Here is an 18,759-nt window from a genome sequence, read left to right as displayed (position 1 = left end):
TTATTTATCCAATGCGGTGTAGAAAACATTTTTGAACAGCGTGCCTAAATCCCAGTACGAATCCGGAAGATATTCCTGGGTATACACGATGCCGACGATATCATTCGCCGGATCGGCCCAATAATGCGTGTTGAACGCGCCGCCCCAGAAGAACGATCCCACCGGAACAGGGCCGGCAGCGTGGTTTTGCGGCGTAACGAGACTAAAGCCCAATCCGAACGAGAAATCGGGCCAGTCCCACTTCGCCGCGGCGCCCGGCGGAATTTGCGGGGTCGTCATCAGGCGGATGGCGGCGTTGCCGATGATCCGCTTTCCTTTATATACGCCACCGTCCAGCAGCAGTTGCAGGAACTTCGCATAATCAGTGGTAGTGGAACTGAGGCCCGCACCGCCGGAGACGATAATGCCGTCCTGCAGCGGATAGCCGGCGTCGTTGCCTTCGTATATCGGCGCGGTTTGGCGGTGTAAACGGCCGCCGGCAGCGGAGAACACGGGCACGAGGCGCTTCGCTTTTTCGTCGGGAACGCGGAAATATGTGTCGTGCATCTCCAGCGGGCGGAAGATCCGTTCCCGGAAGAACACCTCCAGCGGCTGGCCGCTCCAGATTTCAACGAGCCTTCCCAGCACGTCGATGTTCAGGCCGTAGGTAAAAGCTTCTCCGGGATTGTGCACCAGCGGTTGCTGCGCGATCTGGTCTACGAAGTCTTTCAGGTTGCCGGGACTGCCGATGCCGGTGGGCACTTTGTTTTTCGCGAAAATGGCCTGGAACCGCGGATCGCCGGTGATCAGGGGGTACGAAATGCCGGAAGTGTGCCGCAGCAGATCGCGCACGGTCACGGGCCGGTTGGGCGCTACGGAAGTATACGTCGTGTCTGCCGCGTTGAAATCTTTTATGACACGAAGGTCCGCGAAAGATGGAATGTAGCGGGATACCGGCTCGTCCAGCAAAAAGCGCCCTTCCTCCCAAAGCATCATCACGGCAAGACTGGTAACGGCTTTGGTTTGCGACGCGATGCGGAAGATATCGCCGGTTTGCAGCGAACGGTTTTCATCTGCTTTTCCGAAGGCTTTGCGGTAGATGATTTTCCCGTTTTGGGAGAAGAGCAGGTTTATGCCCTGGACTTTTCCGGTGCGGACGAGCCTTTGTGCGAGGGAGTCTATTCGGGCTTCCTGAAATGTAGCGGGGGCGGGCTGTTGGGAGAAAGCGGGCTGCGTCAGCAGGAGGGCTCCCAATGCAAGCATGGTTGTATTTTTCACGTAAAAAGAAATTTGATACAGCAAATGTAGAGGGGTTACCCTTACCTTTGTATGCATACAACTAGTTGTATGGTACTAACAAATTTGTAAGTAATGAGCAAGCGTAAGGAAAATTCATCGAACAGCATTAACCGCGATTACATCATCGAATGTGATCTCACCTATGCGATCTGCCTCGTGGGCGGCCGCTGGAAATTGTTGATCCTATGCAGGCTGGAAGAAGGAGCGATGCGTTTTAGCGAATTGCGCCGTTCCATTCCCAACATCACCGAAAGGATGTTGACCTTGCAGTTGAAAGAACTTGAGCGCGACGGGTTGGTCCGCCGGACCGTATACGCCGAAGTGCCGCCGCGGGTAGAATATGAGCTGGCGCATGTGGCCAAAGAATTGATTCCCGTGTGGAAACAGTTGAGCGATTGGGGCCAGCGGCATCGCAACTGCCGGATGCAGGCGGTGAAGGCGAGCTGATTGCGGAAAGTTTCATATAAAAGGAGGATGGAGCGCCTGTTTAGGCCGATCCATCCTCCTTTCTTTTTGTATTTCGATCTATTGTATTGATAATCAGTCAGGTTAGCTCGAACCCATCCATTCTTTCATTATATTTCATATCTAGTTCTAAATAATTACAGGTAATTATTTTTTGTTTAATTTTACTTTTGTTCTACTTTAGCGAATGTCCCTCAGATGAAGTGTAAGTTCCACGATCATCCGGTTTAATCCGGCTGCATCATTCGCAAGGTTTTACGGGAAAACACCCGGTGGCGCCACCGGGAACGATCATCCAGGTTACTACCGGTTATGCACCGGCACGATGAATTTATGTATTGAATGAAAGGCTGAGTAAACATTGAATGAAACCAAAATCATCCACAGTATGAAGAAACATCTTTCCACTAATCCGTTCCGCTACGCGGTCTTCCGGCAGGAGTAATAACGGTTACCAATATACGCTGACTTGAAAGGTACTGGCGGGATCGCTCATCCCGCAGGAGGGGTGTTTTTTCCTGGAATTACCGCCGGCGCAGGTTCCCGGATCGCCCACGGGCCGCGCGCCCACATTGCCACAAGGGGAATCATTACATTATAAAACTTGTTGAATGAAACATTTTTTCCTTCTCATGACCGGCATGCAGTTCGGGGTATTCGCCCACGCAGCCACGGAGGACGTATCGCGGAAACCCGCCGTCTTCCGGCCGGGCATTTACGACAAAGCACCCGCCAGGCCGCATCCTTTCCAGGATTCGGCGATCGTTGTTCGCGGACGTGTGACCGACGTTAACGGCGACCCGCTCATCGGGGTCAACATCAAAGTGAAAGGCACGAGTAAAGGCGCTACATCAGACGCCACGGGCGCTTTCTTCGTTTCCACCACTTCGGCCAGCAAAGTGCTGGTTTTCTCGTACGTGGGTTACATCACCCGTGAAATCACCGTACAGAAAACCCAGCAGCTCAACGTGCAGCTCGCCGCCGATCCCAAAAGCCTCAACGAAGTGCTGGTAACGGCGCTCGGCATCAAGCGGGAAGAAAAAGCCCTCGGATATGCAGCCTCCGTTGTTAAAGGCGAACAACTGACCGAGGCCATTTCCGGTAACTGGACAGACGCGCTGTCGGGCAAAGTAGCCGGTGTGAACCTCGTCCGCTCCAACAGCGGCCCCACCGGTTCCAATAAGATCATCCTCCGCGGCGAAAACAACCTCACCGGCGAAAACGAAGCCCTCATCGTGGTAGACGGCGTCGTGATCAACCAGGGCAGCGGCCGCAGAACGGCCGTGGGCGGCGAAGCTACTTACGGCACCGGAAGCGATAACATGCCGGCCGACTATGGCAGCGGCCTGAACGATATCAACCCGGAAGACATAGAATCGCTCACCGTGCTTAAAGGCCCCGGCGCTGCGGCGCTGTACGGCGGCCGCGGTGCCAACGGCGCCATCATCATCACCACCAAATCCGGTAGCAGCAAACGCAAGGGCATCGGCGTTTCCCTCAACTCCAATGCGTCTATCGAACAGGTGAACCGCTGGCCCGACCTCCAGTTCGAATACGGCCAGGGCCTCGACGGCGCCGCGTATTATTCCTATGGCGCAGGTCCGGACGGCGGCTCCACCAGCAGCACCAGCTCGGCTTACGGGCCGCGGTTCGACGGGCAGATGTTCCACCAGTTCGACCCCGTTACGCAGAAACAGGGAACGGAAAGAACGCTGTGGCAACCGTATCCCAACAAGGTCAATTCCTACTTCGACGACGGCAAAACCTTCACCAACACCATCTCGCTGGACGGCGGGACCGACAAAACGACGGCCCGCTTCTCCGTGACCAACGTCCACAACACCTGGATTTTGCCCAACACCGGGTACGACCGCAATACCGTGGCACTGTCCGTTAACTCGAAAATCAACGACCGGTTGCAGATTTCGTCGAAGGTGAACTATACCAATAAATATTCCGATAACCTCCCCGGCGCGGGTTATGGCAACCAGTCGATCATGTACTGGTACATTTTCTGGCAACCCAACGCCGACATCGACTGGCTGAAGAATTACTGGGAACTGGGGAAAGACCAGTTGAAGATCATGTTCCCCTTCAGTACGTTCCCCAGCAATCCTTACGCGGTAGCGTACGAATATCTCAACAAATCCAACCGCCACGGCCTTACCGGCAACGTGTCGGCCACGTATAACATTACCAAAAAACTCAGTTTACAGGTGCGTACCGCGATGGACTTCGGGTACGAAGACCGCTCCCAGCAACGGCCTTACGATGCGGCCGCCAAGTTTCAGTTTGGCAGCTTCCGGACGCAGAACATCATGTCGCAGGAGTTCAATTCCGACTTCCTGTTGCGCTACAATACCAAAGTGGGGCGCGATTTCGAGCTGAACTTCACGGCAGGCGGCGCTGCATTGCGCAACCGGTACATCCGCGACGAGGTGCGGGCGGATTCGCTGGCGTACCCCGGCGTGTATTCGCTCGCCAACAATCTCGGCCCCCTCGTTACCATGCCTTTCCGCACTTCGTACCAGATCAATTCCCTTTACGGATTGATTTCCGCGTCGTATAAAAACTTCCTGTTCGCCGACATTACCGGGCGGCAAGACTGGAACAGCGTACTGGCCACGCAGCGCCGTATCGCCAATTCCGGATTCTTCTACCCGTCCGTGAACCTCAGCTTCGTGGCCAATGAAGTGATCGATCTGCCGAAAGCGATCGATTTCGCCAAGCTGCGCTTTTCGCTGGCGAGCGTAGGCAGCGGCGGTACTACGCCTTACCTCACCGAATTCACGTATCCTTCTGCGGGCAGCCTGTACGCCGGCGGTTTGCGGAACCCTTCCATCCTCGCCAATTCCGACCTTCGCCCGTTGCGCACCGTCACCTATGAGGGCGGTGTGGCCATGAAGATGTTCAAAGGCCGTCTGGGCCTCGATCTGGCGATGTATTCCGGTTTCACCAAAGACCAGATCCTGTCCCGCATCATCGACCGCTCTACCGGTTGGTCGCGCGCGATGATCAACGCCGGACGGGTTAATAATAAGGGAATAGAAGTGGCGTTGAACGGAACGCCTTACAAACGCGGCAAATTCTCGTGGAACACCAGCGTGGTATATTCTTCCAATACCAATACCATCCGCGAGCTCGACGATAGTTCGGTAGTGCTCGTGACCGGCCCCGTGGGCGGCGGCCAGATCGTAGCCAAGCCCGGCGGAAGCATGGGCGCGGTGTATGGCCGTGGCTACCAGCGATCGCCCGACGGACAGATCATTTACGATGAAAAAACCGGTTGGGCGAAGCTGACGGAAGAAGTGATCTATCTCGGCAATACCATCCCGAAATGGAAATTGGGCTGGACGAACGATTTCTCGTACGGACAGTTTCGCCTGCATCTGTTGTTCGACGGGCAGTGGGGTGCCGTGGCGCATTCGCTCACACATTACAAACTGGCCGAACAGGGGAAAACGAAGAACACCCTGCCAGGGCGCTACAACGGCATCATCGGCAACGGTGTGATCCGGACGGCCGACGGGAAGTTCAGGCCGAACGACGTGATCGCTACCGACATCGACGAATATTACCGCTCGCATTACGGGCAGGATAATGCCGAAGGCAGCACCTTCAGCACCGATTTCATCAAGTTCCGAGAAGCGCGCCTCGATTATTCGCTGCCCGGCAGTCTTGCCAAAAGATTGCGCATGCAGAAAGCGACGGTGGGCGTATATGGCCGTAACCTGGCGATCTGGTCGGACTGGCCGGCGTTCGATCCCGAATTCGGAACGCTGAGCGGTACGGATATCGTGCAGGGTTTTGAGGTGGGGCAGTTCCCGTCTACCAGAACCTTCGGTGTAAACCTGGTCATTGGCTTCTAAATTTTTCAACATGCAGAAGATGAAACACGCAATAATCGGCGCATTGGTACTTTTCGGAATGGCGACGCAGTCATGTACCAAAGACTTTACCGATATCAATACGAACCCGAACGAAACGAAGGTGGCCACGGCGCATGCGCTGATGGCGCCCGCGTTGGTGAATACGCTGTCGGCGAATATGATCCGCAACCGGAATTTCAATAATGAACTGATGCAGGTGTCGGTGGATATTTCCGAGTCAGACGGCAAGGTGTTCCGCTACGATTTCCGCGCCACCTGGGCAGATTACCTGTACAATGCCTGGTATTCGGAACTGACCAACTTTAAGGATATGGAGAAGGTGGCCCGCGATCCCAGGTCGTACAACCGCTCCTATATCGGTATTTCGCTGATCTGCCAGGCCTGGGTGTATTCCATGCTGACCGATACCTACGGCGATGTTCCCTATTTCCAATCCAACCTCGCCCGCGACTCCGCGATTTTCGAGCCGCCGTTCGATGCGCAGAAGGATATCTATTTCGATCTATTCAACAAGCTGGATACCGCCAACGTGTATCTTAACAATACCACTTACGGTATCAACGCCAACAGCGATCCCGTGTTCAACGGCGATATCAACAAATGGCGCCGCTTCGGCAACTCGCTCTACCTGCGGCTGCTGATGCGCATTTCCGGGAAAGCGGAAGTGGCGGATGTGGCCATAGCCAAATTCAAGGAAATAGCGGAAACGAAGAAATCGAGTTATCCGGTCATCGATACCACCGAGCAATCGGCCATCCTCCGGTGGACGGGCGCCGGGCCGCTGGTGTCTCCGTTCCTGAATGTGCGTGAGCAGGATTTCAGGGGGCCTGGCGTTGGGGAGTTTTTCATCAACAATCTGGTGAACTGGAACAATCCGCTCATCGATCCTTCAAAGGGCAACAACAACGTGAACCGCTGGCGCATCGCTCCCTACCAGGGCGGTTACAGCGGCGTGCCGAGCGGTTACCAGATGGGGCAGGCGCCCGTCCGCAGATCATACTTCTACTCGCAAACCACCACCACACTGTTTAATCTGCAGACAGACGCCCTCACCGGCCAGATGCTCAATGCGGCGGAAGTGCAGTTCATGCTGGCGGAAGCGGTGGTGAAAGGATGGATCGCCGGCAGCGCGGAAGCATATTATACAAGAGGTATCAAATACACCATCAAACAGTGGATCCCGGCGTGGGACGATGTAACGGATTATATCGACAAAGCCGACCTGCACTGGAACGAAAGCGGATCGGAAGACGAAAAGATGGAAGCGATCCACATCCAGAAATACTACGCGATGTTCCTGATGGACATGCAGCAGTGGTTCGAGTACCGCCGCACCGGGCACCCCGTGCTCCCGAAAGGCCCCGGCCTGCGCAACAACGGCGTGATGCCGGCGCGGATGAACTACCCGGTGTATGTACAGTCCACCAACCCCACCAATTACAAACTGGCCGTTTCCCGCCAGGGATCAGACGTGATCTCGACCGAAGTTTGGTGGCAGAAACCGTAATGCTGATACAGTCCAAAAAAACGCAACATGAAAAAAATCGCTTTATATACAATAATGCTGATCGCGGCCGGTTGCTGGGGATGTGCGAAAGACGACACCTATCCCGGCGCGAAACTCAGTCCATACATCGCTATTTATGATATCCGCTCCATGTATAAAGGGCAGGACCTTCAGTTGAATGCCGGGAATATGTTCGGCGCCCATTCGCTCCGGTGCCTCGTGGTGTCTGACCACCGCGCCGGCAATATGCCCGATGGCATGCTGGTAGTGCAGGATTCCAGCCGCCTGGCGCAGCGCGGCATCGCCATCCCGGTTGGCGCCGCGGCCGCGCAATACGAAGCCGGAGATTCGGTGATCATTCCCGTTTCCGGGGCAACGCTCACCAGGCGCGAAGGGATTTTCCAGCTCGCGGGCGTGAGCGCCGCAGGGATTCAGGTCATCTCCAAAAACAATCCGCTGCCCATCAACCGGGTTACGACCAACAAGATCATCGCGAACCCGGAAGTGTACCAAAGCACGCTGTGCATGATCGTGAAAGGCGGGTTCGATCCGCTGCCGGGCCCGGGCGATGTGCTTTCCGGTAATAAATTACTGAACGACGGGTTCGGCGATATCCCTTTGATGACCGATCCGGAGTCGGACCTGGCGAATGTGCAAATGCCCGTGCTGGCGAATTTTCGCAGCCTGATCTGGATGAAACCGGGAACGGGCGGAAATTTCGTGCCGGAGCTGCGCGTGCGCAAGGCGGATGATATTACGACGCTGAGCTCCACCGTGGAGATCGCGCCGATCATCATCACCGGGTTCCTGGCCGATCCTGCCGGCAGCACAGACAATAACTACGAGTATATCCAGCTGATGGCTACCCGCGACATCGACTTCGCGGTAACGAACTATTCGCTGGTGACGACCAATAATGCCGGTACCTCCACGCCCACGGGCATCCCGCAAAACGGATGGGCGACCGGCGGACTGCGGACGTACAAGTTCAATCTGACTTCGGGTACCGTCAGCAAAGGGGAGTTCTTCTACGTAGGATGTTCCACCAGGCTCATTAACGGCACCGGCTCAACGAGCATCGCCAACGCAAAATGGATCCGTTCGTTCAACTACGGCAGCACCGCCGGCGACGGCTTCGGTCAGAAAACGGGCAACCTGCTGGCCAACAGCGGCAACGCCTCCGGCATGGCGGTGTTTGAAGGAACGGCGGTGACGAAAGAATCGCGGCCGGTGGATGTGGTGATGGTGGGCCAGAACGGCCAGATCCTTTCCGAAGGCGCCAACCAGATCGGATACCGCATCACCAATACCGACTGGTACGATGTGATCAATCCCATTTCACTGGCATCGCAACCTTTTTTCCGCTCCGGGACCAACACCTTGAGCGTGAGCTACGTGGCGGGCGTGTTCATCAAGCTGGGCGGGGAGTACAGCCCTGCCCTGGGCCGCTGGATGAAAGCGAGGATCCAGGTCAATACCAAACTGACGGCCGAGTCGCAGTTAGTGGATATCGAAGGGGAAGAGGCTACCAAACTCAGGTGATTCCCGCAGTTCTATCATGAAAAGCCGCTCCATTTGGGGCGGCTTTTCTGTCAATTACGCTTGTTATCCTGTTGCTGATCGTTTTGTCGGTGTCGATGCCCGAACCTTCCGTTTAATATTTAACCGGCCTCCTTTGATGCCCTTCAAATATCCTTGTTATGCCCGCAGGCTTCACAGTGTAAGGAGGGCGTTTTAGGTAATATTTCACCCTTCGCGTTTACCGATTGAATCTATTATTGTATACAAATAAACCCTACATTCGTTTAATACAATTGAAAAACAATAAATTACCATCTACTAAATATTTTTTGAAAGAAATTGACCGAAAGGGATAAATGTTTACATAAAAGCACTACATTTGTTTACATAGTCATTCAACCAAAGTAAACGCAAATTCCACCGGAGGCGTCACCAGGGAAACGGGTACGCATCTCATTTATTCCATTATAATACAGCGATCATTCCGGCCATCGGGTCGGGGAGAGGCGTATTTTCATCGCCGGCCAATGGATGGTTTTGCACATTTTGCCTATGACGATACATGCAGACATGAAGCACCACCGCGGCATATTTCTCCGTATGTCCGCAATGGCTTTTTACGCAGGAGCACAACGGTAATTATTCAATTCTTTAATCTTCTATTTCACTGAAGTATGGATCGTACAATTCATATCGGGAAAAATGCACGGTTGTCGGCCGTCCGCAAATCGGCGGCGGTAAAGGCCGCGGCGTTCTGCATCGCGGTGATGGGCGCAGGCGTTTTGCCGGGCATGGCCAGCGCAAGGCCGGTATTGGTTACCGCCAGCGAACGCATCATTCTCAGCCAGATTTCCGGTAACGTTACCGACGAGGGAGGCGCCCCCATGCCGGGCGTTGTAGTAGCCATCACCGGCACCTCCAAAGCCGTGATCACCGACGGAAAGGGTTTCTACACAATCAAAGACGTGCCCGAAGGCGCCACCCTTACCTTTAAAATGGTGGGTTACGTTACCCGCCAGGTGCCGGCCAATCAATCCGTCATCAACATCCAACTGGAAAAAGACATTAAAACCCTCGGCGAAGTAGTGATCACCGACGGTTACCGGAATTTCACCTCCGCTACCTCCACCGGTTCCATCAACACCGTCAACGGCAGCACCCTCGAAAACAAACCCTTCGCCAACTTCGCGCAGTCGCTCCAGGGCCAGGTAGCCGGTCTTACGGCCCCCATCACCAGCGGCCAGCCCGGCGCCAACATGGACATCCGCATCCGCGGGGTCAGCTCCCTGCAGCTGAGCAATAACCCGCTCATCGTCATCGACGGGATGATCGTGAACGCCGGCCAGCTCACTTCCTATTCCACCACATCCAACGCCCTCGCCGGCCTCAACCAGAACGATATCGACCGCATCGACGTGTTGAAAGACGCGGCGGCCACGGCGGTATACGGTTCCCGCGGCGCAGCCGGTGTGATCCTCATCACCACCAAACGCGGCAAATTCGGGAAAACGCAGGTAAGGGTAGATGCGGAAGGCGGCGTATCCAGCGAAATACCTTTGCCGAAAGCGGGGAAGATGCTCAATGCGGAACAATATGCGATCATGTTCCGCGAAGCCCTTGCCAACGGCGGCAGCACGCCCGCGCAGATCGAGGACCTCGCCAACAGCTACGGCCTCAACAGCGGTAAAAGCAACGATTGGTACGACCTCATCACCCGCACCGGCAAACAGCAACAATACAACGTGAGCCTCAACGGCGGCGGCGAAAAAACGAAATTCTTCGCGTCGGCCGGGTATTTCGGGCAGGAAGCCACCACCATCGGTGCAGACCTCAAAAGAATCTCGGGGCTCGTCAACCTCGACCACCAGATCAACAAGCGCCTGCAATTATCGCTGGGCCTCAATATCTCGAACATCGGGCAGAACACACCCACCACGCAGAACTTCTCGTCGAACCCCATCTGGGCCGCACGAGGCCTACGACCGTTCCAGCTGGCGTATAAGGACGATGGTTCCATCAATAATTCCACTTCCGGCAACACCAACTTTCCGGGGATTTATAACCCGCTGTGGACAACGGAGAACGACAAACGCTTCCTGTCCATGTTCAAAACACTCGGCAACGCAAAGCTGCGCTACAACATCTGGGACAAACTGTTTTTCACCTCTTACGTGAGCGCCGATTACAATACGCTGGAAGAAACCACTTACCTTAACCCCGTTATGGGCGACGGTGCCGGCACGCTGAAAGGCCGCAGCCGCAACTATTACTCCCGTTTCTTCAACTGGCTCACCCGCAACCAGCTCGATTACCGGTACGACATCGACGCGGCCAGCGATTTCTACGCCACGGCTTCGGTGGGTTACGAAGCGCAGCGTTCGAAGGAATATAAAATGTCGGCAGACGGGATCGGTTTCCCGTCGTCGCACCCCGGGCTGACGGCCCTCGGCAATGCCGGTACGCCACAAGGCGTGTATGGCGATTACAGCAATTATTCTTTCGTTTCCACTTACGGTAACGCCAGCGTGAACTATCAGAATAAATACGCGCTGAACGCTTCGCTCCGCCGCGATGGATCTTCCCGCTTCGCGTCCAACAACCGTTTCGCGACGTTCTGGTCGGTAGGCGGCACCTGGAACCTCCATGAAGAGGCGTTTTTCGAAAAGCAACGCATCTTCTCCGCGCTGAAGCTCCGCTCTTCCTACGGTACCACCGGCAACGCGAGCCTCGGCAACTACCAATGGCTGCCACAGGTGAGCTACGGCCTGGGATCTTCCTATGCAGGTGTGATCGGGCAGGCGTACAACGTGATCGGCAACATCGACCTTACCTGGGAAACTTCCCGCAAGTTCGACGTAGGCGCAGATTTCGGGTTCGCGAAGAACCGGTTCATGCTGTCGGTAGATTACTATTATAATAATATCGACGGGCTCATCCGCAGCGTGCCGACTTCGCTCACCACCGGTTTCCCTTCCGTGTTGCAGAACGTGGGCGCCATGGCGAACAAAGGCTGGGAATTCATGCTCCGTGGAGATATCGTCCGCAGCCACAACTTCACCTGGAACAGTAATTTCAACGCCGCTTTCAACCGGAACGAAATCACCAAACTGCCGGCCAATACGCCCGTGCAGAATGGTAACTTCTACCTGAAGGAAGGCTATAGCTTCAATACGTTCTACATGCGCGAATATGCCGGTGTAGACCCGCAAACCGGCGATCCGCTGTTTTATACCGACGAATCCCATTCCGCTACTACCAACAAACCGGGCGATGCGAAAATGGTCCCGCTGGACCGGATGTCTGTTCCGAAAGCGACAGGCGGTTTCAACAACATGTTCACGTACAGGGGCGTTTCGCTGGGCGTTGATTTCAGCTATGCATTGGGATATTCCATCCTCAGCGCGCAAGACGTTTATTTCACGCTGGGCAACTATTACATCAATAACAAATACCAGTATATCTACGACCACCGCTGGACCACGCCGGGCCAGATCACCGATGTGCCGAAGTTCACGACGAAGTCGGATCTCACGGTGAGCACTTACCGTCTTTACAAAGGCGATCATATCCGCCTGAAAAACATCCAGCTGGGATATGATTTCAACAACCTGGCATTCGTGAAAAGACTGGGCGTTTCCAAACTGGCATTGTACGGAAGGGCTACCAACCTCTTCACCAAAACGTTCGATAAACGCCTGCCCTTCGATCCGGAAGTTTCCTACAGCGGGCTCGATACGCAGGATATGTTCCAGTACAAAACGTTCACCATCGGCATTAACGTGGGACTTTAAAAATTCTGACACATGAAGAAAAGACATGCATATATCGCCATACTGACCGCCGCCAGTTTCACGGCAGCGTCTTGCGGAAAGAACTTCCTGGACGAAGAGCCCTCCACCAGCGTGTCGGCCGGCAACGCCATCATCTCCGAAGGCAGTATGCTGGAAGCCATGAACGGTGCGTACCGCAACATGACCGGATCTTTATATTTCGGCCGGAACGTGCCCCTGTTCGGCGATCTGCTGGCAGACAACGTGTACCTGTCCAGCTCCAATTCCGGCCGGCTGATCCCCATGAACAACTACACGTTCGTGGGCTCCTCCGCCGAGGCGGCCAACATCTGGTCGTCGGCCTATTTCGTCATTCAACAGGCGAACCGCGTTATCAATTCCGGCCTGGCCGCCACCAATAACGTGAACCACATGCTGGGCGAGGCGTATGCGTTGAGGGCGCTGAACTATTTCTATCTCGTGAACCTCTTCGCGAAACCCTACGCGGAAAACCCCGAGGCAGACGGCGTTCCGGTGGTGATATTGCCCACCAGCGTCGGCGGATCGCTCATCAAGCCCGCGCGCAACAAGGTGAAGGAAGTCTACGCACAGATCGTTTCCGATCTCGACAAGGCGTTCGACCTCATGCCCGCCGCCGGTATGAATGTGCACCCCGCCAATACGAATTTCCTGTCCAAATACGCCGCAAAAGCCCTCCAGGCCCGCGCTTACCTCTATATGGGAGAATACGCCAAAGCCCGCGATGCGGCTAAAAAGGTAGTGGATGAAGGCGGATATTCGCTCGCAGCCACCGAAGCGGCTTTCACGGCCTTCTGGGCGTCGAACGCAGCGCGGACGGATAAGCAGGAAACGCTTTTCGAACTGAACAACAACGCTACCGCCAATGCGGGCGTGGAAGGGCTGGACGCGATCTATTCCTCCAAAAGCCTCGGCGACATGCTGGCTACCGACGAGCTGTACGATCTCTATTCCGCCACCGACCGCCGCCGCAGCCTCATCGTAGACGGTGCGCGCGGTACGCAGACCGTTCATTACGTGAACAAATACCAGAACGTTACGAATACCGACCGCGACGAGATCAAGCTGCTCCGTTATGCGGAAGTGCTGCTCATCCTCGCCGAATCGGAAGCGCGGCTCAATAACAACACCGAAGGACAGAAATACCTGAACATGGTAGCGCAAAACCGCGACCCGAACCAGGCGGCTTATACCTTGACCGGCGCCGCACTGGTGAATGCAGTGATCGTGGAGCGCCGCAAGGAGCTGGCTTTCGAAGGGTTACGCCTGTTTGACCTCTTCCGCCGGAATGCTACCTTTAACCGGCCCGACATGGGGGCGAAAGCGCATTCGGCCTACGTGGAAGTAAAAACGACGGACTTCAGGAGAGTGCAGCCCATTCCCGAAACGGAACTGGCGGCCAATCCGAATATGAACAAGAATCCGGGTTATTAGGATACTACTGTAGTTTGCGCCGGTTCCCCGGGGGCGAAAGCTCCGGGGAATCCGGTTTTTATCAACGATCATGAGATGGAATAGATTATGAATATGAAAGTGAATTCCGGCTGGCTGATCTGGGCCTTGCTGAGCTTCGTTTCAGTGAACGTTTTTGCCCAGCAGTACCCGGCGGTAGTGGGGGATAAGTATGTGAAACGGCAGTTCGCCCGCCAGGCGAAGCTGAACGGGAAATCGGCCGTGGTAGTGAATGCCCGCGAAAACGGAAAGGTGGTGGGATTAAAGAACGGCGTGAAGGCAGACCCCTCCGGCCCGGCAACCCTCACCTTCACCGTAAAAATCCCGGCGAAAGGGTGGTACGAACTGTCGACCTTCGCCGTGCCCGAACAGGAAGGCTCGCCGGCAACAGCCGCCCACGTCAAAATACAGATCGGCGAGCACAGGCCCACCAAACGCATTTTGTTCGACGCCTACCACGGCAACCACCAGGTTTCCGGGAAATTCGAGATGGAAGCCGGGGAACAATCCGTAAAAATCTGGCTGCCCGGCGGGATGCGCCTGGCCTGGATCGAATGGAAGAACGCCAACGATCCCGCCATCCCCGAAAAAGCGCAACGCTACGAGCCCCGCATCACACCGCCCGCCGGTCATCCGCGCATCTGGACAACGGCGCAACAGCTGCCCGTCATCAAAGCGCGTCTCGACCAGGGCGAAAATAAAGCCGCGTGGGAAAAAGTCCGCGCCACCGCCATTGCTCCCTTCCCGTTCAAATTCGATCCGCAGGAAGAGATTTTTTACCGGGAAGATGTGGAGAAAGCAGTGGAAACGAAAGCTTTCTATTACCTTATGACCGGCGATAAGGCCGTGGGCCGTGAAGCCGCGAAGCTCATGCAGGATTACCTGTCTGTCCTCGAATTCGGGAACGTGACCTATGGCGACATCACCCGCGAGATCGGCCGTTCTATTTACGTGACCGCACTGGTGTACGACTGGTGCTTCGACCTGTTAAGCAAATCCGAACTGCAAAACCTCCGCTTCCACATGCTCCGCCTCGCGCGCGACATGGAAATCGGATGGCCGCCGTTCATGGACAGCATCATCAACGGCCATGGCAACGAAGCCCAGATCAGCCGCGACCTGCTGGCGATGTCCATCGCGCTGTACGACGAAGATCCCCTTCCTTATAAATACACGGCCTACACCGTGCTCGAAGAGCTGGTGCCCATGCGCAAATTCGAGTACGGATCGCCGCGCCATAACCAGGGCGTGGATTACGGCGCATACCGCCTCATGTGGGAAATGCATGCCGTTTGGCTGTTTTACCGGATGACCGGCCACCCCGTGTTCGACGACAATATCAAGCATCTCCCTTACTATTGGCTCTACATGCGCCTGCCCGACGGCTACATGCTCCGCGACGGCGATATGTTTTCCGTGAAAGGCGGCGGCAGCGCGCCCCTGTACTGGAAGCAACCCATGGCCATGTTGCTCGGCTATGCCTACGCCAACGATCCCCTGCTGAAGGCGGAGTTCCAGCGGCAGGGCGGTTTGCCGGACAACCCGGTCTTGTTCCTGCTGGTGAACGATCCTGCATTGAAAGCGGACCATGATTTGACGAAACTCCCGCTGACGAAGGATTTCGGGAAAGTGCTCGGTGGCGTGGTGGCGCGGACGGGTTGGAACAACCAACCCGGAAGCAAGGATGTGATCGCGGAAATCAAAGGTGGGGGTTACCATTTCGCCAATCACCAGCATGCCGACGCCGGTGCGCTCCAGATTTATCATCACGGCATCCAGGTGGGCGATATCGGTTTGTACCTTTCTTACGGAACGCCGTACGATTTCAATTTTAATAAAAGATCGATCGCGCATAGCATGATGCTGGCCATGGACCCGCAGGAAAAACTCCGCTTCCGCACCAAACTGCAGGACGGCGGCGCGCGCTTCAACCAGCGGTTCCCGCAATCGCCGGAAGAAACCACTACCGATCCCTGGTTCGATAACGGGAAGGTGATGTCTGCCGCGTTTGGGCCCTCCGCGCAAAAGCCCGCCTTCAGCTATTTCAAAGCCGATCTCACCGGGGCGTATTCATCGAAGATCGCGCAATACGCCCGCGGGTTCCTGTTCCTGAATCTTTTCCGCGAAGACGTGCCTGCCGTCATCATCCTGACCGATGACATGACCACGGCCGATCCTTCGTTCAAAAAATACTGGCAGATCAACACGCTGCACCAACCGCAAACCGATGGCGACACCTGGGTGCTGCGCAACGCGCTGAACGGCGCCGAAGGCAAAACCCATGTGAAAATGCTTCTTCCCGCCGCGGGAGACCGTACGTTGGAAGTGGTAGGGGGTGCCGGTGCCAACAGTACATTCGGTAACCGCTTCGAAGTGAAATCCGCCAAACCGGAAGCCAGTGCTTTCCGCATGATGGTGTCGCCCGCTGCGCCGCATTCCCGCGACCGGTTCCTCACCGTTTTCCAAATGGCCGAAGGCGGTGCGAAGCCGCTGCCCGTCCAGTTTGTGGAGAAAGACGGTATGTATCGATTGACCGTGGCGGACAGGGTGGTATGCATGAGCGCAGGCGCCGCCGATGCGGAAAAGCCCTTCACCGTGGAGGTTCCGGCAGGTGCGCAATGGCAGGTGGTGCTCGCCGGACTGAAACCCGGATTCTGGAATATCCGGCAGGAAGGCGGTGGAATGGATGTCAATATGGATGTGGTGGCCGGTAACAATACGGTTCACTTCACCGCCGGTGCAGGAAAATACCGCGTGACCCCAACCAGGGCTTACCACGCGAAAGATGTGGAATAATCCGACAGTATGAAAGCCGAATCCCGATAGGGGAAAGTTAATGAAGGGCTGCGAAGTAAAATCCTCGCAAACCAGGTGATGTCCGGTTCGCGGCCGAAGGAATAGGCCCCAACGCCAAAAGGGCGCCCCAGGAAGAGCGGCCCCAAAGGCTTGCGGTTGCCGTGTTTAAGCAGTGATCAACGTAAGCCCGCTCAAATCGGCCTTTCCGCTTTTCAGCATTTCCATCGTCAGCCGGTCGGCCTGGCAATTGACGAATTTGAGGTGCTTCAGGCTGCGGGTGCTGCATTTGAAGAAGGTGTTGATCAGCCGTGTGTTTTGAAAGGTGACTTTGGAAAACGCACAATTGTCGAAATACCCGTCTTCCACCGTTCCTTCGAAAATCACTTCCGAAAAATCCGATTCGCGGAAAACCGTACCCTGTACAACGGCGCCCGCCAGGCTGCTTTTGTGGACGCTGCTGTGTTCGAATTCCGCGCCAGACAGGTCGGAACCGGTAAAATCGCAATCCTTGAAGTGGCTCCAGGTGAATTTGGCGCCGCGAAGGGAGCAATCGGTAAAGTTATCGTTCGTGACGTACGATTTTTCGAGGTGGCTGCCGTTCATATCCGACCCTGAAAAATCACAACCATCGATCATATTGCCTTTCAGCAGCAGGCCGTGCATGTCTGAACCGATGAATTTGCAACGTTGGAGATTGGAGCCGCTGAATTTTTCGTGGAGGTTTTTCAGGCCGGAGAAGTCGGCGTCCACCCAGCTGCCGCCAGACATATCCCAGACCGGTTTTTTATCGGGCGGCGCTACGGTTTGCGCAGCGGGTGGGAAGGCGGTGAAGATCGTTTCCGTTTTTTCGGTGGACGGGAAGCCATCCGAAAAGTAATTCAGGTCTACCTGCAATATTTCCGCGAGGCGGTTGAACGTAACGATATCCGGCATGGATTCTCCGCGCTCCCATTTCCCTACTGCCTGTGAACTGATAAACAGGGATTGCGCCAGATGGGCCTGGGAGATATTCAGTTTCTTGCGGGCTTCGGCGATTTTGTTGCCGATGGTTCTGGAATTCAGCATAACGATGTCGGTTTTTAGTGACGCCACAAAATTGATCCCTTCGCTTTTCCGGATCAAATAAATGCCACCACATTTGGTTGTGAAGCCGCCACTATCCGTTGTTTTTCAACAACCAGCGGTAGTTTTCTCCATGAAATGGCAATTGCGGGCCTATAATTGAAAGGTAGATATAATACTGATAATCAAAAGGATAAATGAAAACCACTGACAGTTGTTTTTTAGATAATTGATTTATTTACAGGTAGTTATAAAAAAAATAGCAACCGGCCGGCGGAAAGACGATTTTAGTCTGTTAAAGTTTTTCTTATTTTGTATCAAATCTAATTCGCGATGTTGGAAGCAACAGATGAAGCGTTGTGCGGCCAGGTTCGGTTGGGTGATGCCGCTGCTTTTAATGTGCTGTACGACCGGTACCGTCATCAGCTATATGGTTACGTTTTGAAGCTCTGCGGCTCGCAGGACGTGGCGCTGGATGCTGTGCAGGAGGTGTTTATGCATCTCTGGCTGCGCGCCGAAGCCCTGGACCCCGCCCGCTCCATTAAGTCCTACCTCTTCCGTTCCGCCCGGAACTTTGTGCTCGACTATCTGAAGAAAGCCGTGCATCAGCAGGCATTCCGGCAATATTTCATGCATGCGTTCGAAGAAGGGACGGCTTCGTCCGAACATCTGCTCTATTCCAAACAGCTCGAAACGCTCAAACACAACGCCGTATCCCGCCTGCCTGCCCAGCGCCAGCTGATTTACACCATGAGCAAGGTAGACGGATATAGCAATAAGGAAATCGCCGACAGGCTGGGCATTTCCATCAACACCGTCCGCGATCAGCTTGTGAAGGCGTCCCGTTTCGTCCGGGTGTACCTTTTACGGAATGCGGACATCGCCGTGTTGCTCGCCGCGATATATGCCGCGCAGCAGGGTTAAAATTTTTTTTTCGACGGGGATCGTCTTTCCCCATTTTTCGATCGTATTACTTGTG

10 protein-coding genes are annotated in these 18,759 nt (G+C 55.1%); 8 read left to right on the top strand and 2 right to left on the bottom strand.

The annotated features are described in order from the left end of the window. Positions 1-1,242 carry a serine hydrolase domain-containing protein gene (locus tag EJ361_RS03675; RefSeq protein ID WP_164714067.1) on the bottom strand — a complete coding sequence of 414 codons (1,242 nt, stop codon included), beginning with the start codon at positions 1,240-1,242 and terminating at the stop codon, positions 1-3. A gap of 108 nt (positions 1,243-1,350) precedes the next feature. Between EJ361_RS03675 and EJ361_RS03670 the strand changes: the two genes are divergently transcribed. From EJ361_RS03670 to EJ361_RS03640, 7 genes are all read left to right on the top strand, one after another. Beyond that, the gene (locus EJ361_RS03670) at positions 1,351-1,725 is read left to right on the top strand and encodes a winged helix-turn-helix transcriptional regulator (RefSeq protein ID WP_126244010.1); all 375 of its coding nucleotides are present in this window, start codon (positions 1,351-1,353) and stop codon (positions 1,723-1,725) included. A 629-nt stretch (positions 1,726-2,354) separates the two neighbouring features. Then, a complete protein-coding gene (locus EJ361_RS03665; protein ID WP_205686928.1) occupies positions 2,355-5,612 on the top strand; it encodes a SusC/RagA family TonB-linked outer membrane protein in 3,258 nt (1,085 codons plus the stop codon). Between the two features lie 19 nt (positions 5,613-5,631). Continuing rightward, positions 5,632-7,140 (top strand): SusD/RagB family nutrient-binding outer membrane lipoprotein, encoded by a 1,509-nt coding sequence (locus tag EJ361_RS03660; RefSeq protein WP_240646539.1) that lies wholly within the window; start codon positions 5,632-5,634, stop codon positions 7,138-7,140. Between the two features lie 27 nt (positions 7,141-7,167). After that, a complete protein-coding gene (locus tag EJ361_RS03655) occupies positions 7,168-8,682 on the top strand; it encodes a DUF5689 domain-containing protein (protein ID WP_126244008.1) in 1,515 nt (504 codons plus the stop codon). A 653-nt stretch (positions 8,683-9,335) separates the two neighbouring features. Further along, positions 9,336-12,452, top strand: coding sequence for a SusC/RagA family TonB-linked outer membrane protein (locus EJ361_RS03650; protein ID WP_126244007.1), 3,117 nt, complete (start codon positions 9,336-9,338; stop codon positions 12,450-12,452). A gap of 12 nt (positions 12,453-12,464) precedes the next feature. Then, entirely contained in the window at positions 12,465-13,904 is a 1,440-nt protein-coding gene (locus EJ361_RS03645; protein WP_126244006.1) for a RagB/SusD family nutrient uptake outer membrane protein, read from the top strand. 93 nt (positions 13,905-13,997) lie between these two features. Beyond that, a complete protein-coding gene (locus EJ361_RS03640; protein WP_126244005.1) occupies positions 13,998-16,718 on the top strand; it encodes a hypothetical protein in 2,721 nt (906 codons plus the stop codon). 165 nt (positions 16,719-16,883) lie between these two features. On the opposite strand, the gene EJ361_RS03635 is transcribed toward EJ361_RS03640, so the two are convergent. After that, positions 16,884-17,783, bottom strand: a complete 900-nt coding sequence (locus EJ361_RS03635) for a pentapeptide repeat-containing protein (RefSeq protein ID WP_126244004.1) — start codon at positions 17,781-17,783, stop codon at positions 16,884-16,886. Between the two features lie 330 nt (positions 17,784-18,113). Between EJ361_RS03635 and EJ361_RS03630 the strand changes: the two genes are divergently transcribed. Next, positions 18,114-18,704, top strand: a complete 591-nt coding sequence (locus EJ361_RS03630; RefSeq protein ID WP_126244003.1) for an RNA polymerase sigma factor — start codon at positions 18,114-18,116, stop codon at positions 18,702-18,704. The last annotated feature ends 55 nt before the right edge of the window (positions 18,705-18,759 follow it).

The organism is Chitinophaga rhizosphaerae (assembly GCF_003958645.1).
Lineage (GTDB): Bacteria > Bacteroidota > Bacteroidia > Chitinophagales > Chitinophagaceae > Chitinophaga > Chitinophaga rhizosphaerae.
Note: the sequence above shows the minus strand (reverse complement) of the source record. Positions and strands in the feature narration are given on the sequence as shown.